This is a genomic window from Streptomyces sp. NPDC031210 (assembly GCF_055570395.1).
The window spans coordinates 1-22,835 of sequence record NZ_JBVIHH010000020.1; the positions used below are offsets into that span (position 1 = coordinate 1).

General features: G+C 73.4%; 19 protein-coding genes, 1 rRNA gene and 1 pseudogene. 13 read left to right on the forward strand and 8 right to left on the reverse strand.

Annotated features, from left to right (window positions below):
• The 3 genes and pseudogenes from rrf to ACZ45Z_RS29210 form a co-directional block, all read left to right on the forward strand.
• Nucleotides 1-92 (forward strand): 5S ribosomal RNA (gene rrf / locus ACZ45Z_RS29200); the annotation flags it as partial.
• Nucleotides 93-520: 428 nt separating this feature from the next.
• A pseudogene (locus ACZ45Z_RS29205) lies at nt 521-1,264 on the forward strand (hypothetical protein); the annotation flags it as partial.
• A 300-nt stretch (nt 1,265-1,564) separates the two neighbouring features.
• On the forward strand, nt 1,565-2,392 hold the full coding sequence (locus tag ACZ45Z_RS29210) for a tetratricopeptide repeat protein (protein ID WP_468368826.1): 828 nt from the start codon (nt 1,565-1,567) through the stop codon (nt 2,390-2,392).
• A gap of 62 nt (nt 2,393-2,454) precedes the next feature.
• Here the strand turns inward: ACZ45Z_RS29210 and ACZ45Z_RS29215 are convergent, their stop codons facing one another.
• The 5 genes from ACZ45Z_RS29215 to ACZ45Z_RS29235 all read right to left on the reverse strand — a co-directional run bounded on the left by ACZ45Z_RS29215 (nt 2,455) and on the right by ACZ45Z_RS29235 (nt 9,344).
• Nucleotides 2,455-4,308 (reverse strand): IucA/IucC family protein, encoded by a 1,854-nt coding sequence (locus tag ACZ45Z_RS29215; protein WP_468368579.1) that lies wholly within the window; start codon nt 4,306-4,308, stop codon nt 2,455-2,457.
• Nucleotides 4,308-4,874: a GNAT family N-acetyltransferase gene (locus tag ACZ45Z_RS29220; protein WP_468368582.1), complete on the reverse strand. Its 567-nt coding sequence runs from the start codon at nt 4,872-4,874 to the stop codon at nt 4,308-4,310. The genes ACZ45Z_RS29215 and ACZ45Z_RS29220 overlap by 1 nt, the downstream gene beginning before the upstream one ends.
• Entirely contained in the window at nt 4,871-6,190 is a 1,320-nt protein-coding gene (locus tag ACZ45Z_RS29225; RefSeq protein ID WP_468368585.1) for a lysine N(6)-hydroxylase/L-ornithine N(5)-oxygenase family protein, read from the reverse strand. The genes ACZ45Z_RS29220 and ACZ45Z_RS29225 overlap by 4 nt, the downstream gene beginning before the upstream one ends.
• 76 nt (nt 6,191-6,266) lie before the next feature.
• Nucleotides 6,267-7,919 carry a pyridoxal phosphate-dependent decarboxylase family protein gene (locus ACZ45Z_RS29230; RefSeq protein ID WP_468368588.1) on the reverse strand — a complete coding sequence of 551 codons (1,653 nt, stop codon included), beginning with the start codon at nt 7,917-7,919 and terminating at the stop codon, nt 6,267-6,269.
• Nucleotides 7,920-8,078: 159 nt separating this feature from the next.
• Nucleotides 8,079-9,344: a DUF1015 family protein gene (locus ACZ45Z_RS29235; RefSeq protein WP_468368590.1), complete on the reverse strand. Its 1,266-nt coding sequence runs from the start codon at nt 9,342-9,344 to the stop codon at nt 8,079-8,081.
• Nucleotides 9,345-9,505: 161 nt separating this feature from the next.
• Between ACZ45Z_RS29235 and ACZ45Z_RS29240 the strand changes: the two genes are divergently transcribed.
• Entirely contained in the window at nt 9,506-10,531 is a 1,026-nt protein-coding gene (locus tag ACZ45Z_RS29240; protein ID WP_468368593.1) for an HAD-IIA family hydrolase, read from the forward strand.
• Nucleotides 10,532-10,550: 19 nt separating this feature from the next.
• Here ACZ45Z_RS29240 and ACZ45Z_RS29245 read toward each other — a convergent pair whose 3' ends face one another.
• Nucleotides 10,551-11,441 (reverse strand): siderophore-interacting protein, encoded by an 891-nt coding sequence (locus tag ACZ45Z_RS29245; protein WP_468368595.1) that lies wholly within the window; start codon nt 11,439-11,441, stop codon nt 10,551-10,553.
• Between the two features lie 109 nt (nt 11,442-11,550).
• Nucleotides 11,551-12,576 carry an ABC transporter substrate-binding protein gene (locus ACZ45Z_RS29250; protein WP_468368598.1) on the reverse strand — a complete coding sequence of 342 codons (1,026 nt, stop codon included), beginning with the start codon at nt 12,574-12,576 and terminating at the stop codon, nt 11,551-11,553.
• 63 nt (nt 12,577-12,639) lie between these two features.
• On the opposite strand from ACZ45Z_RS29250, the gene ACZ45Z_RS29255 reads away from it, so the two are divergent.
• The 3 genes from ACZ45Z_RS29255 (at nt 12,640) to ACZ45Z_RS29265 (ending at nt 15,705) form a co-directional block, all read left to right on the forward strand.
• On the forward strand, nt 12,640-13,686 hold the full coding sequence (locus ACZ45Z_RS29255) for a FecCD family ABC transporter permease (RefSeq protein WP_468368600.1): 1,047 nt from the start codon (nt 12,640-12,642) through the stop codon (nt 13,684-13,686).
• Nucleotides 13,683-14,741, forward strand: coding sequence for a FecCD family ABC transporter permease (locus ACZ45Z_RS29260; protein WP_468368602.1), 1,059 nt, complete (start codon nt 13,683-13,685; stop codon nt 14,739-14,741). The genes ACZ45Z_RS29255 and ACZ45Z_RS29260 overlap by 4 nt, the downstream gene beginning before the upstream one ends.
• Nucleotides 14,742-14,847: 106 nt before the next feature.
• Entirely contained in the window at nt 14,848-15,705 is an 858-nt protein-coding gene (locus ACZ45Z_RS29265) for an ABC transporter ATP-binding protein (protein ID WP_468368605.1), read from the forward strand.
• Here the strand turns inward: ACZ45Z_RS29265 and ACZ45Z_RS29270 are convergent.
• Nucleotides 15,689-16,036 (reverse strand): SCP2 sterol-binding domain-containing protein, encoded by a 348-nt coding sequence (locus tag ACZ45Z_RS29270; RefSeq protein ID WP_468368607.1) that lies wholly within the window; start codon nt 16,034-16,036, stop codon nt 15,689-15,691. The genes ACZ45Z_RS29265 and ACZ45Z_RS29270 overlap by 17 nt on opposite strands.
• A 74-nt stretch (nt 16,037-16,110) precedes the next feature.
• Between ACZ45Z_RS29270 and ACZ45Z_RS29275 the strand changes: the two genes are divergently transcribed.
• The 6 genes from ACZ45Z_RS29275 to ACZ45Z_RS29300 all read left to right on the forward strand — a co-directional run bounded on the left by ACZ45Z_RS29275 (nt 16,111) and on the right by ACZ45Z_RS29300 (nt 22,799).
• Nucleotides 16,111-16,440: a hypothetical protein gene (locus tag ACZ45Z_RS29275; protein WP_468368610.1), complete on the forward strand. Its 330-nt coding sequence runs from the start codon at nt 16,111-16,113 to the stop codon at nt 16,438-16,440.
• Between the two features lie 7 nt (nt 16,441-16,447).
• Nucleotides 16,448-17,263: a TlyA family RNA methyltransferase gene (locus tag ACZ45Z_RS29280; RefSeq protein ID WP_468368612.1), complete on the forward strand. Its 816-nt coding sequence runs from the start codon at nt 16,448-16,450 to the stop codon at nt 17,261-17,263.
• A 56-nt stretch (nt 17,264-17,319) separates the two neighbouring features.
• On the forward strand, nt 17,320-18,198 hold the full coding sequence (locus ACZ45Z_RS29285; RefSeq protein ID WP_468368830.1) for an NAD kinase: 879 nt from the start codon (nt 17,320-17,322) through the stop codon (nt 18,196-18,198).
• A gap of 373 nt (nt 18,199-18,571) precedes the next feature.
• Nucleotides 18,572-20,299, forward strand: coding sequence for a DNA repair protein RecN (recN, locus tag ACZ45Z_RS29290; RefSeq protein WP_468368833.1), 1,728 nt, complete (start codon nt 18,572-18,574; stop codon nt 20,297-20,299).
• 95 nt (nt 20,300-20,394) lie between these two features.
• On the forward strand, nt 20,395-21,189 hold the full coding sequence (locus tag ACZ45Z_RS29295; RefSeq protein WP_468368836.1) for a hypothetical protein: 795 nt from the start codon (nt 20,395-20,397) through the stop codon (nt 21,187-21,189).
• Nucleotides 21,190-21,638: 449 nt separating this feature from the next.
• Nucleotides 21,639-22,799 (forward strand): glycosyltransferase family 4 protein, encoded by a 1,161-nt coding sequence (locus tag ACZ45Z_RS29300; protein ID WP_468368615.1) that lies wholly within the window; start codon nt 21,639-21,641, stop codon nt 22,797-22,799.
• The last annotated feature ends 36 nt before the right edge of the window (nt 22,800-22,835 follow it).

Here is a 22,835-nt window from a genome sequence, read left to right on the forward strand (position 1 = left end):
CGCCCGGTTACATTTCGAACCCGGAAGCTAAGCCTTTCAGCGCCGATGGTACTGCAGGGGGGACCCTGTGGGAGAGTAGGACGCCGCCGAACAATCTTTCAAGGACCCTTGGTCCCAGCGTTCAACGCTGGTGCCAAGGGTCCTTTTTTGTTGGCACAAAGCGCGCCGAAGTCATCGGTGCGTGAGAATGAATGCAGTACCGAAGACAGGAGTCACGTCGATGTCCACCAACTCTTCCGACGATCGTTCGGAGCGCCGCCCGCAGCGGCGCGATGACGGTGACCGCGGTGGTTTCCGGCGTGACGACCGGGGCGCGCGTCGTGACAACGACCGTGGCGGCCGCCCGGCCGGCGGCGGTGGCGGTTACGCGGGCCGCGACAACCGGGACAACCGAAGTGCCGACCGTGGCGGGCCCCGCCGGGATGACCGTCCCTCCGGGGGCGACCGGGGCGGTTTCCGTCGCGATGACCGTGGTGGTCGGCCGGTCGGCGGTGGCGCCGGTGGCGACCGTGGCGGCTTCCGCCGTGACGACCGTGGCGGCAGGCCCGCCGGTGGCGGTGGCGGTGGCTTCCGGCGTGACGATCGGGGCGGGGACCGTCCGGCGTTCCGTCGTGATGACCGCCGTGACGAGCGTCCGTCCGGTGGCGACCGTGGTGGGTTCCGTCGTGACGACCGTCCCTCCGGTGGCAGCGGCGGTGGCTTCCGTCGTGACGACCGTGGTGGTCGGCCGGCCGGCGGCGGCTACGCGGGGCGCGATGACCGTGGTGGGGATCGTGGTGGCTTCCGTCGCGATGACCGGCCGTCCGGTGGGGATCGTGGTGGCTTCCGTCGTGACGACCGTCCGTCCGGGGGTGACCGTGGTGGCTTCCGTCGCGACGACCGCCCCTCTGGTGGTGGTGGCGGCGGTGGCTTCCGGCGTGACGATCGGGGCGGGGACCGTCCGGCGTTCCGTCGTGATGACCGCCGTGATGAGCGTCCGTCCGGTGGCGACCGGGGTGGGTTCCGTCGTGACGACCGTCCCTCTGGTGGCAGCGGCGGCGGGTTCCGTCGTGACGACCGTGGTGGTCGGCCTGCCGGCGGCGGCTACGCGGGGCGCGATGACCGCGGCGGAGACCGCGGTGGCTTCCGGCGCGACGATCGCGGCGGTGACCGTCCGGCCTTCCGTCGTGACGACCGCCGTGACGACCGTCGGGAAGAGCGTCCGTCTGGTGGCGACCGGGGCGGTTTCCGTCGTGATGACCGCCCGTCTGGCGGTGACCGGGGCGGTTTCCGTCGTGATGACCGGCCGTCCGGTGGCGACCGTGGTGGCTTCCGTCGTGATGACCGGCCGTCCGGTGGCGACCGGGGCGGCTTCCGTCGCGACGACCGGCCCTCTGGTGGCGACCGGGGCGGCTTCCGTCGTGATGACCGTGGGCCGCGGCGGGATGATGACCGTGGGCGTCGGCCGTATGGGGCTGGGCGTGGGCGGGATGAGCGGCGGGATGACCGGCGGGATCGGGAGCGGGAGCCGATCAAGCGGCTGCCGATTCCGGAGGATGTCACCGGTGAGGAGATCGACAAGGATGTGCGGCAGGAGCTGATGAGCCTGCCGAAGACGCTCGCCGACGACGTCGCCAAGAACCTGGTGATGGTGGCGAAGCTGCTGGACGAGGACCCCGAGCGCGCCTATGGCTACTCGCGGGTGGCGCTGCGGCTGGCGTCGCGGGTCGCGGCGGTGCGTGAGGCGGCCGGTTTCGCGGCGTACGCGGTCGGCAACTACAGCGAGGCGCTGGCCGAGTTCCGGGCGGCGCGGCGGATGACCGGCAGCGTGGAGCTGTGGCCCGTCATGGCGGACTGCGAGCGCGGTCTGGGCCGGCCGGAGAAGGCGATGGCCATGGCCGGCGAGCCCGAGGTGCAGAAGCTGGACAAGGCCGGGCAGGTCGAGATGCGGCTGGTCGCGGCGGGTGCCCGTCGGGACATGGGGCAGGCGGACGCGGCGGTCGTGACGCTGCAGAGCCCGGAGCTCGCGTCGAGTGCCGTGCACCCGTGGACGGCGCGGCTGCGCTACGCGTACGCCGACGCGCTGCTGGAGGTCGGTCGCGAGGACGAGGCGCGTGACTGGTTCGCCAAGGCGCTGGAGGCCGACCAGGGCGGCACGACGGACGCGTCGGACCGGCTGGCTGAGCTGGACGGTGTGGAGTTCACCGACGTGCTGGCGGACGCCGACGAGCTCGATGAGGGCGATGAGGGTGAAGCGGGCGCTGAGGGGGGCCTCGTCGAGGCGGGCTCCCGGGAAGCGGACGTCGCGTCGGTTGAGGCTGATGAGGTGGCCGATGTGACCGATGAGGTCGTTGTGGGGGACGGCGAGGACGACGCGGCGGATGCGGAGGACGAGCGGCCTGACAAGAGCTGACTCGGTTGGACGGTGAAGGGCGGGACCCCGGTGGGGTCCCGCCCTTCGGCGTTTGTGGGGGTTCAGGCGGCGGCGGGGGCGTAGCGGGCGAGGGGGTTGCGGAGGGTGCCGATGAGCTGGAGGGCGCCCGCCGGGTCCTCCAGGTCGACCATCTGCTGGTTGTTCCGTAGCTGGAGGCGGTTGAGGCAGGAGAGGGCGAACTCTTCGGTGAACATGTCGTACCGGGCGAATTTGTCGGCCAGGTGCGGCGCGGACGCCTGGTAGTCGGTGACGCAGGCGGCGACCGTGCGCCAGAAGGTGTCCTCGTCCAGGATGCCCTGGTCGGCGAGGGTGGCGTTGAGGAAGCGGAAGAAGCAGTCGAAGACGTCGGTGAAGACGGAGAGGAGCTTCTTGTCCTCGGGGACGTCGGCGCGGATACGTTCGACCGCGGGGGGCAGGACCGCGCCGATGGGGGCACCTCCCTGGCCCTCAAGGTCTTGGGGGGCCATGACGGCGATCTCCTCGGCGATGTCCTTGAAGATCACGCGGGCCACGGCGCCGTCCTCGAGAACGAGGATGGCGTTCTCGCCGTGCGGCATGAAGACCAGGTCGTAGGCGTAGAAGGCGTGCAGGACGGGCGTGAGGTAGGCGTCGAGGTACCGGCGCAGCCAGACGGCGGGGGCCAGGCCGGATTCCTCGATCAGGGCGCCGGCGAAGGAGCCGCCGTCCCGGTCGACGTGCAGGAGGGAGGCCATGGTGGCCAGCCGCTGGCCTGGTCGGAGGGTGGGGACAGGGCTTTCGCGCCACAGGGCGGCGAGCATTTTGAGGTACGGGGAGCCCTTGGCGGTGGCCGCTTCGTACTGGCGGTGGTGGTAGCCGACGGCGGCGCGCTCGCGGATGATCGAGAAGCGGGCGGCCCGGAACGTTTCGTCGGCGGCGATGAGGCGGGCGAGCCAGTCGTTGATGGCCGGGGTGGCTTCCATGTAGGAGGCGGACAGGCCGCGCATGAAGCCCATGTTGAGGACGGACAGGGCCGTTTTGACGTAGTGCTTGGCGGGGTCGGTGGTGTTGAAGAAGGTGCGGATGGACTGCTGGGCGAGGTAGTCGTCGTCGCCGGGGCCGAGGCAGACCAGGCGCCGCTGGGCGACCTCGGCGGCAAAGGTGACCGAGAGTTTGTTCCACCACTGCCAGGGGTGGACGGGGATCAGGTGGTAGTCGGCGAGGTCCAGGCCGAGGTCGGTGAGGGTGGCGGCGAAGCGGTCGAGGGTGGGTGCGCCCAGTTCGTCGCGGACGAGGGTGTCGTAGTCGAGGTCGGCGCCCGCGGTGAAGGTGGAGTGTGCGCGGTGGGCGGCGAGCCAGATCAGCCGGACCGGGGCGGCGGCTTCGGGGGCGTAGGCGTGGTATTCGTGCGTGCCGAAGCCGAGGCGGCCGTTGTTGGCGACGAAGCAGGGGTGGCCCTCGGTCATGCCGGTTTCGATCGCCTGGAAGCCGGCGGTGGTCAGTTCGGCGGCGCTGGCCGGGGTGGCGGCGAGTTTGTAGGCGGTGCCGGCGAGGGTGGAGCTGATCTCCTCCAGGTAGACGGGGAGGATGGCGTCGTCCAGGCCGAGGGTGCGGCGGAGTTCGATGAAGAACTCCAGGGCGTCCAGGGGGAGTTCGGTGCGGGCGCGGTGGCGGGTGATGCTGTCGGCGTCGACCTGCCAGTGGTCCAGGGCGAGGCGGCGGGCGGTGAAGCGGTATTCCACGGTGTCGTCGTCGCTGCGGACGGCGTAGTGGCCGTCGTGGGGCAGGCGTCTGGGGGTGAGCAGGCGTTCGTGGGCGAACTCGGCGAGGGCCTTGCGCAGCAGGAGGCGGCCCGCGCGGGCCCACAGGTCGGGCGTCAGGTGGGCGACGGCGTCCTGGGCGGGGGTGCGGGGGGTGCCGTCGGAGGGGGTCGGCATCAGTTCTCTCCTCGGGTGGCCAGGAAGTTCTCGCGGGTGCAGGTGCTGAGGTAGGCGTCTTTGGAGGGCAGGGAGACGCTGCGGAGGATTTCGAAGCCGACGGCCTTGTTCAGGGCGTGGACGGCGGTGTTGCGGGCGTCGGGTTCGACGACGACGCGGTGGGTGGCCGGGTCGGCGAAGAGCATGTCCATGACGGTGGTGATCACGGCGAGGGTGAAGCCGGGCAGGGGGGTGTCGGTGGGGGCCGTCAGGAAGTGCATGCCGACGTCGCCGGGCTCGGCGGCATGGATGCCGACCAGCTCGCGGTGGGCGGGGTCGTAGCGCTCCATGAGGAAGGCGGGGGTGCCGTTGTGCAGGCCGAGGAAGGCGTCGTGGAAGGGGTCGGCGGCTATCCGGGCGAACTCCTTCTCCACGGCGGCCAGGTCGCAGTCCGCCATCAGCCAGAAGACGGCTTTGGGGTGGGTGACCCAGCGGTGCAGCAGTGCGGCGTCGGCGGCCGGGTCGACGGGTCGGAGGGAGAACTCTCCGAGCGCGGGGTCGGTGCGGGTGAAGAGGGGGGTGCTCATGCCGGCACCTCCAGGGTGGGGTGCGGGCCGGCCGGGGCGGTGAACTCCTGGAAGGCGATGGCTTTTTCGACCGGGTAGTGCTCGCGGCCGAGGAGTTCGCGGATGATGCAGGAGTTGCGGTACGCGGCCATGCCCAGGTCGGGGGTGACGAAGCCGTGGGTGTGCAGCTCGGCGTTCTGGACGTAGATGCCGTGGCCGGTGGTGTCGATGCTGTAGTTGCGGGCCACGGCGTAGCGGCCGGCGTCGTCCCAGGCGATGCGGTCGTGGAGCGGGGCGAGGAAGTCGGGGACGCGGTAGCGGTATCCGGTGGCGAGGATCAGGCCCTGGGTGTCGAGGGTGAAGTCCTGGCCCTGTTCCTCCTGGCGCAGGCCGAGGGTGTAGGTGCCGGAGGTCTCGTCGTAACTGGCGTGGCGCAGTGCGGTGTTGGTCAGGAGGCGGGAGCGGCAGGGGCCGCTGAGGTTCTTTTGGTAGAGCAGATCGTAGATGGCGTTGATCAGCTCGGAGTCGATGCCTTTGTAGAGGTTCTTGTGCGAGGCGTTGAGGCGGTCGCGGGTGGCGGAGGGGAGTGCGTGGAAGTAGTCCACGTACTCGGGGGAGGTCATCTCCAGCGTCAGCTTGGTGTATTCGAGGGGGAAGAAGCGGGGGGAGCGGGTGGCCCAGGTCAGGTCGTAGCCGTGGTGGTCGATGTCCTGGAGGAGGTCGTAGTAGACCTCGGCCGCGCTCTGGCCGCTGCCGATGAGGGTGATGCTGTCCTTGGCCTGGAGGGTGGCCTTGGCGTCGAGGTAGTCGGCGTTGTGCAGCAGGTCGCCGCCCAGGTCCTGGCATGCCTCGGGGACGTGGGGCGGGGTGCCGGTGCCCAGGACGATCTTGCGGGCGCGGAAGGTCTCGCGTTCGCCGGTGGGCAGGTGCTCGGCGTGGACGACGTACAGCTCGTCGCTCTCGTCGTACTCGACGGTGGTGACCTGGCGGGCGAAGCGGACGCTGCGGAGTTTGGCGGCCGCCCAGCGGCAGTAGTCGTTGAACTCGGCGCGCAGCGGATAGAAGCTCTCGCGGATGTAGAAGGAGTACAGCCGCCCCGATTCCTTGAGGTAGTTCAGGAAGGAGAAGGGGGAGGTGGGGTCGGCGAGGGTGACGAGGTCGGCCATGAACGGCACCTGGAGGGTGCTGCTGTCGAGCATCATGCCGGGGTGCCAGTCGAAGGACGCTTTGTTGTCCAGGAACAGGCCGTCGAGTCCGTCGATCGGTTCGGTCAGGCAGGCCAGGCCGAGGTTGAAGGGGCCCAGGCCGATGGCGATGAAGTCATATGGGGCGGACACGAGGGGTCTCCGATGGGGGGTGGTCGGCCGCGGCGGGCCGGTGAGGAGGGGCGGCGCGGAGGCGGCCGCCAAGGGGTCAGCGGGCGCTGAGGGCCGGCTCGGGGCGCGTGGCCAGGTAGGCGCCGGCGTGGTCGGCGATCAGGTCGAGGACGGTGGCGATGTCCTCCAGGGTGGTCTCCGGGTTGAGCAGGGTGAATTTGAGGTGGTGGCGGCCGTCGACGACGGTGCCCGCGACGACGGCCTCGCCGGACGCGGCCAGGGCTTCCCGGGCGTGCAGGTTGACCCGGTCGCTGAGCCGGGGGTCGTGGTCGGCGGTGGGGACGTAGCGGAAGACCAGGGTGCTGAGCTGGGGGGCGACGACGACCTCGAAGCGGGGGTCGTCGTGGAGGAGTTTCCAGGCGTCGGCGGCGCGGTCGACGACCTCGTCGAAGAGTTCGCCGAGGGCGTCGGCGCCCATGGTGCGCAGGGTGAGCCAGAGTTTGAGGGCGTCGAAGCGGCGGGTGGTCTGGATCGACTTGTCGACCTGGTTGGGGATGCGCTGCTCGGCCATCCGGCGCGGGTTGAGGTAGTCGGCGTGGTAGGTGACATGGCGCAGGGTGGCCCGGTCGCGGACGAGGACGGCGCTGGAACTGACCGGCTGGAAGAAGGACTTGTGGTAGTCGACGGTCACCGAGTCGGCGCGTTCGATGCCGGCCAGCAGTGCGCGGCGGCGGGAGACGAGCAGGCCGCAGCCGTACGCGGCGTCGACGTGCATCCAGGTGTCGTACCGGGCGCACAGGTCGGCGATCTCGGGGAGCGGGTCGATGCTGCCGAAGTCGGTGGTGCCGGCGGTCGCGACGACGGCCATGGGTATGAGGCCGTCGCGGTGGCAGTCCTCCAGGGCGGCGGCCAGCTCGGTGGTCCGCATCCGCTTGTTCTCGTCGCACGGCACGGGGATCACGGCTTCCGGGCCCAGGCCGAGGAGGGTGGCGGCTTTCTGGATGCTGAAGTGGCCGCATTCGGAGGCGAGGATGCGCAGCCGGGGCAGTACGCCGGAGCGGCGGGTGGAGTCGGCGCTTTCCTGCTCGAAGGCGGTGGAGAGCTGGGGGAGCGGTGCGCCGGGGCGGGTCAGCTCCCGGCGGCACGCCTCGTCGCGGGCGAGGAGCATGGCCTGGAGGTTGGACTGGGTGCCGCCGCTGGTGAAGATGCCGTCGGCCGCCTCGCCGAGGCCGATGCGGCGGGCGGTCCAGTCGATCAGGCGCCGTTCGATGAGGGTGCCGCCGGCGCTCTGGTCCCAGGTGTCGAGGGAGGAGTTGACGGCGGAGAGGACGGCCTCGCCGACGAGGGCGGGGATCACGACGGGGCAGTTGAGGTGCGCGAGGTAGCGCGGGTGGTGGAAGTAGACGGCGTCGCGGAGGTAGACCTCTTCGAGTTCGTCGAGGGCCGCGGCCGGGTCGTGCAGCGGCGCTTCGAGGTCGATGGCGGCGATGGCGGGGGCCAGGTCGTCGGCGGTGACGCCGGTGAACGGCCGGTCGGTCGCGGCGATTTTGCCGCTCACCCGGGCGACGCCGTCGGTGACGGAGCGGCGGTAGCGCTCGGCGGTGCCGTTGTTGAGCAGATGGCTTCTGCTGCCGGCCGGCCCGGTGGTCCGGCCGTCGGCCGGCTCGGTGGGGTGGCCGACGGGGGTCTGCTGGGCCGGACCGGGGGTGGTGGTCGGCGATTCCTCTGCGGAGTGCGCGAGGGGGCTCATGAACGTGTCCTCCCTGATGCGGAGTTGACCACGTCCCGCGCAGGCCGAGAGGCGCGCAGGGGCAGGGAGACCCGCCCGATGACGTAGTGAGGTAAGCCTAACCTAACTAAATCTTCGGGAGGGTGTGGGGTGCCGCGGCGGTGACCGGGCCGGCCGCGATCAGCGGGTGTCGTCGTCCAGGGTGCGCAGCACCAGACCGGTGGCGGGCTTGGGGCCGAAGGAGGTGGACTTGCGGGGCATCGTCACTCCGCGCAGGGCGAGTTGGCGGACCGTCTCCTCGGAGGTGGCACGCATCAGGACCGCTGTGCCGCCGTGTCGGGCGGCCTGCTCGACGGCGGCCGCGCTGTGGTGCAGGTAACCGATGTCCGACGGCCGGTCGGGGATGCCCCAGACCTCGTCCAGCAGGACGGAGTGCAGCACGGTGGCGTCCAGCCGCCGCCACGTCTCCGGCCGGTCCTTGCGCACCGTCCGCTCCAGAAGCCGCGGATCGGGAGCGTCGAGGAGGTGGAAGGAATCGGGGCCGCCGGCCAGCACGAAGGCGTTGCCGGGCGTCTCGTCCAGGGCGGCGAGGGCCGCGCCGAGGTCACCGGGCAGCGGGCGCGCCCGGAACGCGCCGGCCAGGCCCGCCAGCGCCTTGGCGGGCGGCAGATGCGGCAGTACCCGGTGGATCGCGCGCACCTGGAGGGGATAGCGGGCGGTGTCGACGAGCAGCACCAGGCCCGACGCCCAGGGGGAGCTCGCCCTCGCGCCGGGCAGGCGCTCGTACAGCCGCTGGTAGGTGGCCCAGCGGTGGTGGCCGTCGGCGATCAGCGCCTGCCGGTGGGCGAGATCCTCCTCGACGGCCGCCAGCTCGGCGGGATCGGTGACCGCCCACAGGCGGTGCGCGAAGCCGTCCTCCGTCGTGGTCGCCAGCAGCGGCGGGCCGGTGACGGTGCGCTCGATGACGGCGCCGGCGCCGTTGGGCGTGCCCTCGCCCCGGTAGGAGAGCAACAACGGCTCGAAATTCGCGGCGGCCTCGCGCATCAGCGCCGCGCGGTCCTCGACCACCTCCGCGATGACGTCCTCGTGCGGCAGCACCGGCCCGTCCAGGCACAGGGCGCCGATCAGCCCGCGTTGCAGCACGTCACCGCTGCGCTGCTCGTAGACGTACAGCGCCGGCCGGTCGTCGGCCCGCAGGACGCCCTCCGCCCGCCAGCGGCGCAGCGTCTCGGCGGCCTGACGGTGGCGGGTGGCCGGATCGGCGGCGTGCGGCAGGATCAGCCGGACGATGTTGTACGGGTCGGCCGTCTCCAGGTCCCGCACGCCGTCCGGCCTGACCACGACGTCATAGGGCGGGGAGGTGACGGCGGTGAGGCTGCTGACACGGTCCGGGGCGTAGCGCAGTCCACGGAACGGGAGGAGGCGGAGGCCGTCGGTACTGGTCATTGAAGAATGCTATGCCGCCCGCCCGGTGAGGGATGATCGGGGGACAGCCGGGCACTGGCTGGAAATATCGGTATGCGTGACACGGAGACGGCGAGCCGCGCGGCGCCCGCGCCGGGGGGGGGCCGGTCCCCGTGGCGCGCGGGCGTGAGGAGTCACACGGCATGAGTGAGCGGATGCGCGGGCGGCCCGACGGGTGCGAGCGCGCGCTGAGCGAGGCGTACGACACGGCGCTGCTGGACCTGGACGGTGTCGTCTACGCCGGCGGACAGGTCATCGCGCACGCCGTCGCGTCGCTGACGACGGCCCGGGACGGCGGGATGCACCTGGCGTATGTGACCAACAACGCCGCCCGGACCCCGCGGGCGGTCGCCGATCAGCTCACCGCCTTCGGGCTGCCCACCGGGCCCGATGACGTGATCACGTCGGCGCAGGCGGTCGCGCGGTTGATCTCCGAGCAGGTGCCGCCGGGCGCGCGGGTGCTGGCCATCGGCGGCGAGGGGCTGTGGGTGGCGCTGCGCGAACGCGGTCTGGAGCCGGTCCGGTCCGCGGAGGACGATCCGGCGGCCGTGGTGCAGGGTTACGACCCGACGCTGGACTGGGAACGGCTCGCGGAGGCCGCGTACGCGGTGCAGCGCGGGGTGCCGTGGTTCGCGTCCAACACCGATCTGACGATCCCCAAGGAGCGCGGGATCGCCCCGGGCAACGGCGCGTTGGTGGAGGTCGTCCGGATCGCCGCCGGCGGTTCGCCGCAGGTGGCGGGCAAGCCGCAGCCGCCCATGCACCGCGAGACGGTCCTGCGGACCGGCGCGCGGCGGCCGCTGGTGATCGGCGACCGGCTCGACACCGACATCGAGGGCGCCTACAACGGCGGCGTCGACTCGCTGCTGGTCCTCACCGGCGTGACCACCGCCGCCGAGCTGCTGGCCGCCCCGCCGCGGCACCGGCCGACCTACGTGGACGCCGATCTGCGCGGGCTGCTGGCGCCGCAGCCGGCGGTGACCGGGGCGGACGACGGCTTTCGGTGCGGCGGTTGGCGGGCCTCCGTGGCCGGCGACGCCCTGGTCCTGGACGGCGACGGCGAGCCCCTGGACGGGCTGCGGGCGCTGTGCGCGGCGGCCTGGACGGCGGCCGGGGACGGCGGTTGCACGGCGGACGCGGGGAAGGCGCTGGGGCGGATCGGGGGCTGAGAACGGCCCCGGCGGCCGGTCAGTCGTCGTCCGTCGCCGTCCCCGCCGTCAGCTCCGCCAGCAGGTCCTCCTCGCTGGCGCCGCGCCGCCAGTAGCCGGTGAACTTCACCGCCCGGCGGTCGAAGCCGCGTTCGCCGACGAGATGCCGGCGGACCGCCTTCACGGTCGCCGCCTCGCCGGCGATCCACGCGTACGGCGTGCCGGCGGGCAACTCGGCGGCGCGCAGGGCGTCGAGCACCGGCTCGTGGTTCCCGGCCGTGGCGGGATCGCGGACGATCCAGGTGAGGTCGGCGTCGGCGAAGGTGGGCAGGTGCTGCCGGTCGTCGTCGTGGGCGACCTCGATCCAGACCTTGGCCCGGGTGCCGGGGGAGAGCCAGGCCAGGATGCCGGCGAGGGCGGGCAGGGCCGTCTCGTCGCCGGTGAGCAGGATCCAGTCGGTGCCGGGCGGCGGCCGGAAGTCGACCCCGCCGTTGTCCCGCACCACCGGCGCCAGGACGGCCAGCCGGTCGCCGGGCCGCGCGCCGGCCGCCCAGCGGCAGGCCGGGCCGGCGGTCGCGCACGGGGCGGCGGTGCCGGCGCCGCCGTGCAGGGCGAAGTCGACGTCGAACTCCCCCGCCTCGGGGCGCTGTTCACGGATCGTGTACGAGCGCATCACCGGGCGCTCGGCCGGATCCTGCGCCCGCCAGGCCGGATACCAGCCGTCGCCGGTGTCCGCGAAGACCGGCGCGTCCTGGTGCGGCTGCGGGAGGAAGAGTTTGAAGCGCTGGTCACGGCCGCCGGACGCCAGGTCGGCCAGGCGCTCGCCGCCGAAGGTGATCCGCACCATGGACGGGCCCAGCCGCCGGGTGCGCACGACGTGCACGTCGAAGAAGCGGAACGGGGCGGTGGCGGGTGCGGCGGTCGTGGTCATGCGGAGGAACCTCCCGGGCGGGGTGCGGTGGTGGTCGCCGGCACCGCGGTGGAGCGCTCCCGGGCCGCCCTCGCCGCCCGGGATGACCGCGCCACCGCGGTGCGTCGCGTCAGTTGACCTTCCTGGCGCCCTCGATGGCCTTGGCGAGCGACTCGATGAGCGGCGCGGCGCCCGCGTAGGAGAAGCGCGGCTCGCTCGACCAGGGGGTGATCTGGCCGGCCTTGACGGCGGGCAGCTTCGCCCAGGACGGCTTGGCCGTCAGGTCCTTGGGCTGAAGGGTGGCGGTGCGGTTGTCCAGCAGGAGCACGTCCGCCTTGTACTTGTCGGCGTTCTCCCAGCTCAGGCTCTCGAAGTAGCCGCCCCGGTCCAGGTGGTCGGGGACGATCAGGTCGACGCCGAGGGACTTGTAGTACATGAGGTCGGCGTTGATGCCGGGATTGGAGGCGTAGAAGAGGTCGGGGCTGCCGGAGCAGGCGAGGACCTTGACGGGGTGGGACTTGGCGGCCTCGCGCAGTGCCGAGGACGCCTTCTCGAAGCGGGCCTTGGCGTCGGTGACCTTCTTCGCCTTGAGGTCGGCGCCGAGCGCGGCGGCCAGTTCGGCGTACCTCTCGATGATCTTCACCAGGGGTATGCGGGAGGAGGTGAGGGCGACGGTCTTCGCGAGCCGGGTGATCTCTTCCTTGTTGTCGTCCGGCACGAACCACAGCGCACCCGGCTCGTACATGTTCGTGATCAGCAGGTCGGGCCCCAGGGCCGCGTACTTCTCGACGTTGAACTTGTCGTAGGCGTTGCCGAGGATGGTGACCTTGTCGACGTCTATGTCGCCCGCCTGCGGATCGGCCTTGCCGTTCCGGAGCTTGGTGGGGCCGAAGACGCCGACGATCTGGTCGTCGATCCCGAAGTCGTGCAGCGCGGCCGCGGTGCCGGTGAAGGCGACGACGCGCCGCGGGGTGTGCTCCAGCGACACCTTCCGCCGGCGGTCGTCGGTGAACGACCACGGGCCGCCCTCGCCGCCGCCGGCGCTCCCCGCGTCCTTGCCGCCGCCGCACGCGGCCAGCAGGGCGCCGATGCCGAGGGCGCCACCCGCGGCAAGGATGCCGCGACGGGACGGAGTTACGCTGCGGGGGGTGCTCATGTGGGTGTGCTTCTCTCTGGAGGGCCTGCGAGTCGAATGTGAGGGTAGGCTAACCTAACTCTCGTGTTGGTTGACAGTCCCCCCGAAGCCCCGAACGCCCCGGCCCCCGTGGTCCGGCGCCGGCCCGTCACGCGCTCCGCGGGGCTGCTCGCCTCCGTCGTCGTCCTGGCCGCCCTCACCGTCCTGGGCCTCGCCATCGGCGCCAAGCCCATCGCCCTGGACCAGGTGTGGCACGGGCTGTTCCACTACTCCGGCTCCGACACCGACGTGGTCATCCGCGACCTGCGCCTGCCGCGCACCCTCCTCGGCCTGATCGCCGGCGCCGCCCTCGGCCTGGCCGGCACGGTCATGCAGGCACTGACCCGAAACCCCCTCGCCGACCCCGGAGTTCTCGGCATCAACGCCGGTGCCTCCGCCGCGGTCGTCTCCGCCATCAGCTTCCTCGGCGTCACCTCGCTGACCGGCTACGTGTGGTTCGCGTTCGCCGGCGCGGCGGTCGTCTCCGTCGCGCTCTACCTCCTCGGCGGCACCCGCAACGCCACACCCGTACGCCTCGCCCTCGCCGGCACCGCGCTCACCGCTGTCCTCGTCGGCTACATCAACGCCGTCACCCTCATGGACACCGCGGCCCTGGACAAGATGCGCTTTTGGACGGTGGGTTCACTCGCCTCCGCCACCATGCCGACGGTCACCCAGATCGCGCCGTTCCTCGCCGTGGGCGGCGTGATCGCCCTGCTGCTGGCCCGGCCGCTGAACGCCGTCGCGCTCGGCGACGACCAGGCGCGGGCCCTGGGCACCCGGCTGACGCGCACCCGCGTCCTGGCGATGCTCGCCATCACCCTGCTGTGCGGCGGGGCGACCGCCGCCTGCGGCCCGATCGTCTACGTCGGCCTGATGGTGCCGCACGCCGTACGCACCCTCACCGGGCCCGACATGCGCTGGATCCTGCCCTACTCCGCGGTGCTCTCCCCGGCCCTGCTGCTCGGCGCCGACGTCCTCGGCCGCGTCGTGGCCCGCCCCGGGGAACTCCAGGTCGGCATCGTCACGGCCCTCGTCGGCGGCCCGGTCTTCATCTATCTCGTACGGCGTCGGAGGATGGCCAAGCTGTGAGCGCGACCGTGAAGCCCGCGAAGGGCACCAAGAACATACGCACCGCGGGCGGGTTGTCGCTGCGCCTGGACCCGCGCGCCGTCCTCGTCGGAGCGCTGCTGCTGGCCCTCGCCCTGGCGGCGGCCGTCGTACTGATCGGCACCGGCGACTACCCCATGACGCCCGGTGAGGTCATCGGCACGCTGACCGGCGGCGGGAACCCGGGCCAAAGGTTCATCGTCCACGACCTGCGCCTGCCGCGCGTCCTGGTCGGCCTCCTGGTCGGCGCCGCCTTCGGGATCTCCGGCGCGGTCTTCCAGACCGTCTCGCGCAACCCGCTCGGCAGCCCGGACGTCCTCGGCTTCGCCCAGGGCTCCTCGGTGGGCGCGCTCGTCGTCATCGTCTTCTTCCAGGGCGGGGCGTTCGCCGTCGCCGCCGGCGCGGTCGTCGGCGGTGTGGTCACCGGGATCGCCATCTTCCTGCTCGCCTGGAAGCGCGGCATCCACGGCTACCGCTTCGTGCTCGTCGGAATCGGCGCCTCCGCGATGCTCTACGCCCTCGTGCTCTACCTGCTGACCAAGGCGGACATCGTCGAGGCGACCCGCGCCTCCACCTGGATGACCGGATCGCTCAGCGGCCGGAGCTGGGACCACCTCCGGCCGCTGGCCGCCGTCTGCGCCGTCCTCGTCCCCCTGGCCCTGCTCAACGGCCGCCCGCTGCGGATGCTGGAGATGGGCGACGACGCCGCCTACGCGCTCGGCGTACGCGTCGACCGGGTCCGCGTCGTGGCGCTGCTGGCGGCGGTGCTGCTCGTGGCCTGCGCCACCGCGGCGGCCGGCCCGATCTCCTTCGTGGCGCTCACCGCGCCCCAACTGGCCCGGCGGCTCACCCGCTCCCCGGGCCCCAACCTCCTGCCGGCCGCCCTCATGGGCGCGCTGCTGCTCGTCGCCGCCGACTGGGCCGCCCAGCGGATCTTCGGCGCCGACCAACTGCCGGTGGGCGTCCTGACCGGCGTCCTCGGCGGCGGCTACCTGCTGTGGCTGCTGGCCACCGAGCGCAAGGCCGGGCGGGTATGACGGCCGGCAACGACGGCCGGGCGGTCACCACGACCGGGCAGGACCGCCACGAGGACCGGCGCGACGGCGGCGGCACAGCGATACGACAACCCCCAGGAGCCCTCAAGTGAGCCGTCTCACGGCCGAGAACCTGACCCTCGCCTACGACCGGCGGGTCATCGCCGAGAACCTCTCGGTCACCCTTCCCGACCACTCCTTCACGGTCATCGTCGGCCCGAACGCCTGCGGCAAGTCCACGCTGCTGCGCGCCCTGTCGCGGATGCTCAAGCCGGCCGCGGGAGCCGTCCTGCTCGACGGCTCGGCCCTGTCCTCGCTGCCCGCCAAAAAGGTCGCCAGGACGCTCGGGCTGCTGCCCCAGTCCTCCGTCGCGCCCGACGGGATCACCGTGTCCGACCTGGTGGCGCGCGGCCGCTACCCCCACCAGGGCCTGCTGCGCCAGTGGTCGGCCGACGACGAGCGGATCGTCGGGGAGTCGATGGCGGCGACCGGCGTCGGCGAGCTGGCCGACCGCTATGTCGACGAACTCTCCGGCGGACAGCGCCAGCGCGTGTGGATCGCGATGGCCCTCGCCCAGCAGACGCCGCTGCTCCTGCTGGACGAGCCGACGACATACCTGGACATCCAGCACCAGATCGAGGTCCTCGACCTGTGCGCGGAGCTGCACGAGGAGCAGGGCCGCACCCTCGTCGCCGTCCTGCACGACCTCAACCACGCCGCCCGCTACGCCACCCACCTCATCGCCATGAAGGACGGGGCCATCGTCGCCGAGGGCGCGCCGGGCGACATCGTCACGGCGGAGCTGGTCGAGCGGGTCTTCGGGCTCGCCTGCCAGGTCATCGACGACCCGCAGACCGGCACCCCGCTGGTCATCCCCGCCGCCCGCAAGCCCCGTGCGGACGCAACGGCGGCGCGCGGGACCGCCACCCGCGACCGGGCGGCGGCGGGGGCTACAACAGGTTCCTGAGCCGCAGCAGGTCGCGCAGCCCCGCTTCGAGCTTGACGCGGCCGCCGGCCCACGCCTTGGCGAAGTTCAGCCGGCCGTCCACCAGCGCCACCAGATCGTCGCCCGCCATGGAGAGGCGGATCTGCGCCTTGTGCGGCGGCGGGCCGGTGACGTGCGTGACGTCCTCGATGGTGCCGTGCGCCAGACGCCCGACGAAGGTGACGTCCAGGTCCGTGATGCGGCAGCTCAGCGAGCGGTCGAGCGCGGCGGCGCTGCGTACGTCGCCGTCGGCGCGGGACATGTTCTGGGCCAGCCGGTCGAGAGCGGCGCGGCACTGGTCGAGAGTTGCCATCGTGATCGACGATACGCCAGCCCGCCGGCGGCTCCGCCGCCGTCGACGCCCCCGGTCAAGGTAGCGTCGGGAGCATGCGAGAGCCGACGTCAGGAGATGAGCGGGCGGCGGCCGGCGAGCCGCACGGGCCCGGCGGGCCGGCCGGCGCGACCGGGCCCGCGCGGCCGGCCGCGCCGCAGCCGCTCGGCGTCCCGGTCACGCCCACCGGGGACGCCGCGGTCGACGCCGGACTGCGGCGGCTCGCCGACGCCGACCACCTCCCCGCGAGCGGGCACCTCCAGGTGTACGAGGATGTCCACCGTGGGCTGCGTGACGCGCTGGCCGCCCTCGACCAGCGCCCCGGGCCGCCCGCCCCTTCCCCGGCGCCGCACGACCACGCGACGCCGCACGACAACAGGAGCTGAACCACAGGTGGCAGGAGTGGCACGACGCCGACTCGACGCGGAGCTGGTGCGCCGCAAGCTGGCCCGCTCGCGCGAGCACGCGAGCCAGTTGATCGCCGCGGGCCGGGTGACCGTCGGCGGGGCGAGGGCGACCAAACCGGCCACCCAGGTGGAGACCAGTGCCGCCGTCGTCGTCCGGGAGGACGCCGACGACCCCGACTACGTCTCGCGCGGCGGCCACAAGCTCGCCGGCGCGTTCGCCGCCTTCGTCCCGCACGGCCTGAAGATCGCGGGCCGCCGGGCGCTCGACGCGGGCGCCTCGACCGGTGGCTTCACCGACGTCCTGCTGCGGGCCGGCGCCGCCCACGTCGTCGCGGTCGACGTCGGCTACGGGCAGCTCGCCTGGTCCCTGCAGAGTGACGCGCGCGTCACCGTCAAGGACCGCACGAACGTACGCGAGTTGACGCTCGACAAGATCGACTCGATCCCCGTCGACCTGATCGTCGGCGATCTCTCCTTCATCCCGCTCGGGCTCGTCCTGCCCGCGCTCGTCGGCTGCGCGGCGCCCGACGCCGACCTCGTGCTGATGGTCAAGCCGCAGTTCGAGGTCGGCAAGGAGCGGCTGGGCAGCGGCGGCGTGGTGCGCAGCGCCGAACTGCGCGCCGAGGCGGTACGCGCCGTCGCGGGGCGCGCCGCCGAACTGGGCCTCGGCGTTCTTGGCGTGACCGCGAGCCCGCTGCCCGGACCTTCCGGGAATGTCGAGTACTTTCTGTGGCTGCGCGCCGGGGCGCCTGCACTCGACCCGGCGGATGTCGACCGTGCAGTGGCGGAGGGGCCCCGTTGACCACAACCCGAGCAGTCGAAGGCAGCGCAGCACACGAGAAGGGCGCCGAGCGGACCGTGTTCCTGCTCGCGCACACCGGCCGCCCCGCGGCCATCCGCAGTGCCGAACGCGTCGTCCAGGGCCTGTTGCGCAGCGGGATCGGCGTACGGGTGCTGGCCGAGGAGGCCGCCGACCTGCCGCTGCCGCCGTCGGTGGAACGCGTCGAGCCGGAGCCGTGCGCGGCCGAGGGCTGCGAGCTGCTGGTCGTGCTCGGCGGCGACGGCACCCTGCTGCGCGGCGCGGACTTCGCGCGGACGTCCGGGGTGCCGATGCTCGGCGTCAACCTCGGCCGGGTCGGGTTCCTGGCCGAGGCCGAACGCGATGACCTCGACAAGGTCGTCGACCGGGTCGTCACCCGCACCTACGAGGTCGAGGAGCGCATGACGCTCGATGTCCTCGTCCGCAACAACGGCCACATCGTGCACACCGACTGGGCGTTGAACGAGGCGTCGGTGGAGAAGGCCGCCCGGGAGCGGATGCTGGAGGTCGTCACCGAGGTCGACGGCCGTCCGGTGTCCCGCTTCGGCGGCGACGGCGTGGTCTGCGCGACCCCCACCGGGTCGACCGCCTACGCCTTCTCGGCCGGCGGCCCGGTCGTCTGGCCCGAGGTCGAGGCGCTGCTGATGGTGCCGATCAGCGCCCACGCGCTGTTCGCCAAGCCGCTGGTCACCTCGCCCCGTTCCGTACTGGCCGTGGAGGTCCAGCCCAAGACCCCGCACGGCATCCTGTGGTGCGACGGCCGCCGCAGCGTCGAACTCCCCGCCGGCGCGCGCGTGGAGGTCCGCCGCGGAGCCGTCCCGGTACGCCTCGCGCGTCTGCACCACGCCTCCTTCACCGACCGCCTCGTCGCGAAGTTCGCCCTGCCGGTGGCGGGGTGGCGGGGGGCGCCGCACTAGGACGCGACCTGGTCCGTACGCCGCGGCGCGCCCGGAGCCGGGGCGGTGCGGCGGCCGGGCCGACGGCGGCATGCGGGGTCATGCGGCGCCTTGCGGGGTTCTCCGGCGACGAGATTCGGCCAATGGGTCGGCCGGGGTCGGCGTCGCTGTGGTTCCGCGCGCCCCCCGAGCCGCCGGGTGACGCCCGGGCCGGCACCTCCCGCGCCCTTTCCCTCCGATCCGCGCTCATCCTGGCGGGCCGGTCCCGGCCCCGCGCCCCGCGGAATCCGCCCGCTTCGAGGTGGGGTTTTCCGCGGGGTCCTGGGCAGGAGGGAGGGGAGGCCGTCGCGGGGTGACCCTCGGACCTCGTAAGGTCGTGTCCGTGTTGGAGGAGATGCGGATCCGGTCCCTGGGCGTCATTGACGACGCCGTTGTCGAGCTGTCCCCGGGCTTCACGGCGGTGACGGGCGAGACAGGCGCGGGCAAGACCATGGTCGTCACCAGCCTCGGCCTGCTGCTCGGCGGGCGCGCCGACCCCGCCCTGGTGCGGATCGGCGCGAAATCGGCGGTCGTGGAGGGCCGCATCACCATGGGCCCCGACGACCCGGCGGCCGTCCGGGCCGAGGAGGCGGGCGCCGAGCTGGACGACGGGGCGCTGCTGATCAGCCGCACCGTCTCCGCCGAGGGCCGCTCCCGCGCCCATGTCGGCGGCCGCTCGGTACCGGTCGGCCTGCTGGGAGAGCTGGCGGACGACCTGGTCGCCGTGCACGGCCAGACCGACCAGCAGGGCCTGCTGCGGCCGGCCCGCCAGCGCCAGGCCCTGGACCGCTACGCCGGCGACGCGGTGGCCGTCCCGCTCGCCAAGTACACAGCCGCCCACCGCAGGCTGCGGGCCGTCGCCACGGAGCTGGAGGAGCTGACCACCAGGGCCCGGGAGCGATCCCAGGAAGCCGATCTGCTGCGGTTCGGGCTGGAGGAGATCGCGGCGGCCGAGCCGCAGCCCGGAGAGGACACCGAACTCGCCGCCGAGGCCGAGCGGCTCGGTCACGCCGAGGCCCTGGCCTCCGCCGCCAGCGCCGCGCACGCCGCGCTCGCCGGCAATCCGGAAGACCCCGAAGGCATCGACGCCACCACCCTGGTGGCCGGCGCCCACCGCGCCCTGGAAGCCGTCCGCAGCCACGACCAGGAGCTGTCCGCGCTGGCCGAGCGGCTCGGCGAGATCGGCATCCTCATGGCGGACGTGGCCGGCGAGCTGGCCGGTTACGCGGACGGCCTGGACGCCGACCCGCTCCGGCTCGCCGCCGTCGAGGAGCGCCGCGCCGCCCTGACCCACCTGACCCGCAAATACGGCCAGGACATCGCGGCCGTGCTGGCCTGGTCGGAGGAGAGCGCCGCGCGCCTGGCCGAGCTGGAGGGCGACGACGACCGGATCGGCGAGCTGACCGCCGAACGGGACGCGCTGCGCGCCGAACTGGGCGAGCTGGCACAGGCGTTGACCGACGCTCGCACCGCCTCGGCCCAGCGCTTCGCCGACGCGGTCACCGCCGAACTCGCCGAACTGGCCATGCCACACGCCCGGGTCGGCGTCGACATCCGGCAGACCGAGGTGGCCGAGGACGCCGACGGCATCATGGTCGGCGGACGCCCGGTGGCCTACGGGCCGGCCGGCGCCGACGAGGTCGAGCTCCTCCTCGCCCCGCACCCGGGCGCGCCGCCCCGCCCGATCGCCAAGGGGGCGTCCGGCGGTGAACTCTCCCGGGTGATGCTCGCCGTCGAGGTGGTCTTCGCCGGCTCGGACCCGGTGCCGACATACCTCTTCGACGAGGTCGACGCGGGCGTCGGCGGCAAGGCGGCCGTCGAGGTCGGCAGGCGCCTGGCCAGACTCGCGAAGTCGGCACAGGTCGTGGTCGTCACGCACCTTCCGCAGGTCGCGGCGTTCGCGGACCGGCAGTTGCTCGTGGAGAAGACGAACGACGGGTCGGTCACCAGGAGCGGCGTCACCGTCCTGGAGGGCGAGGAGCGCGTGCGCGAACTCTCCCGGATGCTCGCCGGCCAGGAGAACTCCGAAACGGCCCGCGCCCACGCCGAGGAACTGCTGGAAACGGCGCGAACGGGGCGGTAGGCGACGGCCCGCCAGGTCCCCCCGCGGCCCTCATGATCTCGCCGCCTAGGGTGGCGGAGGTCGAACCCGGCACCGTGCCGGGTGAGGGGAGCGGCATGGCGGCGGCGGGCGACAGGGCGCGGGGACGGGGACGGACAGCGGCGCTGCTCGGGGCGGCGGGGGCCACCCGGGCCGCGTACGGGGCGCTGCGGCGCAGGCCGCCGGGGGGCGCAGTCCTGTGGGAGCGGAAGAACCACGGCGGCCGGACGGTCCACCTGCACGCCGGGCTCGCGACGACCGCGGGGACCGTGCTCGCCGCCGTCACCGCGCCCGGAGTACCGGCCCGGACGCGCGGAGCGGCGGCGTTGGCGGTGCTGGCCGGCGGCGCCTGCGGGGCGTACGACGACGTGTTCGGCGCGGACGATCCCCGGCGCGGATTCCGGGCGCATCTGTCGGCCCTGCGCCACGGCGAGGTCACCACCGGAGCCGTGAAGCTGTTCGGGATCGGCGCGGCGGGGCTCGCCGCCGGTGCGCTCCTCACACGGCGTCCGGCCGACACACTGCTGGCGGGCGTGGTCATCGCGGGCTCGGCGCACCTGGTCAACCTGCTGGACGTCCGGCCCGGCCGGGCGGTCGGCGCGGTACTGGCCGTGGGCGCGCCCGGTCTGCTGCGCCGCGGACCCGCCGCCGCGCTGGCCGCCGCGCCCCTGGGGGCCGCGGCCGCGGTCGTCAGGGACGATCTCGGGGAGCGCACGATGCTCGGTGACGCCGGTGCCCATGCCCTCGGCGCGGCCCTCGGCCTGGCCATCGTCGCCGGGAACGGCCGTAAGGGGCTGGCCGCGCACGCCGCCGGCCTGGTCGCCGCCGCGGCCTTGGGGGACCGGATCAGCCGGGCGGCAGCCGCTCTCTGACACCTGGGGCGCCCGGGGCCTCGACCCTGGTCGGCTGTTCCGCCCCGGCGTGCGCGCCCGGCGCCCTGTTCCTCGTACGCGCTCCCGGCGCGCGGTCGACGCGCCCCGAAAGGGCCGTTCACGGCAGTGGGCGAGGGCGGTTTGTCGTCCATGTGGGTGAACCCGTGGATGTGCGGGTGAGACTTCCCACCGGAACGGCATACAGACGGTGCCGAATTGACGCCGCCGGACTGGCATCCTGGGGCGCGGTGCGCGGCGCCGGGCGGCGTTCGCCGCGTCCTGCCCTGCCGGGGCCGCCCCTACGGACTCCGGCAGCACGCGGTGAAACCGTGTCGCCCGCGGGCCGAGCACCGCCCGGGGCACGCGCGGTACGCCGCACCGTCCCGCAGCACCCGGACCGTCCCGCCGGTACGGCCCTTACCGCCCCGCCGACCCAGGAGCCCGAAAACGTGATCAGCACACCGGCCCCGTCGCACGGGCAGTCGCCGCTGCGCACGGTCCAGGTGCTGGGACGCGGCGGTGCCGGGAGCGCGGCGCATGTCCGTTCGCTGGCCGAGGGGCTGGTGGCGCGCGGGGTGCGGGTGACCGTCTGCGCCACCCCCGACGTCGAGGACACCTACCGCTTCACCGCGGCCGGCGCGCGGTTCACACAGGTCAACCCCCGGATGGATCCGGCGAGCGTCGCGTCGCTGCGCAGCGCCTGCTGGGACGCCGATCTGGTCCACGCGCACGGCCTGCGGGCCGGTCTGCGGGCCTCCCTGGCGCTGCGCGGACTGCGCGGCCCCCGGGGAGCGCGCGTTCCCCTCGTCATCACCTGGCACACAAAGGCGCACACCGAGGGCGCGCGGGCCGGCCTCGTGCATCTGATGGAACGGCGGGTGGCACGGGCCGCCGCGGTCGTCCTCGGCGCCTGTTCCGATCTCGTGGACCGGGCGCGCGAGCGGGGCGCGCGGGACGCTCGCCTGGCGCCGGTCGCGATCCCGCGCCCCCGGTCCGCTCCCGTACCGGCCGACCTGGAGGACCAGGACCGGATGCGCCAGAAGGAACGCGCCGAACTGGGCGCCGTGGACCGCCCGTTTCTGCTGGCGGTCGGCCGTCTCGACCCGTCTCAGGGCCATGACCTGCTGCTGGACGCGGCACACGCCTGGCGCGCCCTCGACCCGCAGCCGCTGCTGGCCATCGCCGGGGAGGGCGACGAGCGGGCCGCGCTGCAACGGCGCATCGACGCCGAGCGGTTGCCGGTCCAACTGCTCGGCCGCCGCGACGACGTGCCCGAACTCCTCGCCCTCGCCGACCTGGTGGTGCTGCCCAGCCGCTGGGAAGCCAGGTCGCTGATCGCCCAGGAGGCGCTGCGCGCCGGGGTGCCGCTGGTCGCGACCGACACCGGGGGCACGCGTGAACTGGTGGGCCGCGCCGCCGAACTGGTCCCTTACGGGGACGCCGCCGGCCTGGCCCGTACCGTCGCCGGCCTCCTCGCCGACCCCGCGCGCCGCGACGCGCTCGCCGAGGCGGGCCGCGCGCAGGCGGCCGGCTGGCCCACCGAGGACGACACGGTGGCTCAAGTCCTGAGCGTCTACGACGAGTTGACGCAGCGACCGCAGCTCGTCTGACGCTGGAGACGGTGCTCTTCGAGCGCCTCCCGGCGG

Bases quoted from the DNA above. Each gene is read 5' to 3' on its own strand.
- ACZ45Z_RS29215 (WP_468368579.1), bottom strand. From the start codon at position 4,308: ATGCCGACCCCCTCCGACGGCACCCCCCGCACCCCCGCCCAGGACGCC.
- ACZ45Z_RS29220 (WP_468368582.1), bottom strand. From the start codon at position 4,874: ATGAGCACCCCCCTCTTCACCCGCACCGACCCCGCGCTCGGAGAGTTC.
- ACZ45Z_RS29230 (WP_468368588.1), bottom strand. From the start codon at position 7,919: ATGAGCCCCCTCGCGCACTCCGCAGAGGAATCGCCGACCACCACCCCC.
- ACZ45Z_RS29235 (WP_468368590.1), bottom strand. From the start codon at position 9,344: ATGACCAGTACCGACGGCCTCCGCCTCCTCCCGTTCCGTGGACTGCGC.
- ACZ45Z_RS29240 (WP_468368593.1), top strand. From the start codon at position 9,506: ATGAGTGAGCGGATGCGCGGGCGGCCCGACGGGTGCGAGCGCGCGCTG.
- ACZ45Z_RS29245 (WP_468368595.1), bottom strand. From the start codon at position 11,441: ATGACCACGACCGCCGCACCCGCCACCGCCCCGTTCCGCTTCTTCGAC.
- ACZ45Z_RS29250 (WP_468368598.1), bottom strand. From the start codon at position 12,576: ATGAGCACCCCCCGCAGCGTAACTCCGTCCCGTCGCGGCATCCTTGCC.
- ACZ45Z_RS29270 (WP_468368607.1), bottom strand. From the start codon at position 16,036: ATGGCAACTCTCGACCAGTGCCGCGCCGCTCTCGACCGGCTGGCCCAG.
- ACZ45Z_RS29275 (WP_468368610.1), top strand. From the start codon at position 16,111: ATGCGAGAGCCGACGTCAGGAGATGAGCGGGCGGCGGCCGGCGAGCCG.
- recN (WP_468368833.1), top strand. From the start codon at position 18,572: ATGCGGATCCGGTCCCTGGGCGTCATTGACGACGCCGTTGTCGAGCTG.
- ACZ45Z_RS29295 (WP_468368836.1), top strand. From the start codon at position 20,395: ATGGCGGCGGCGGGCGACAGGGCGCGGGGACGGGGACGGACAGCGGCG.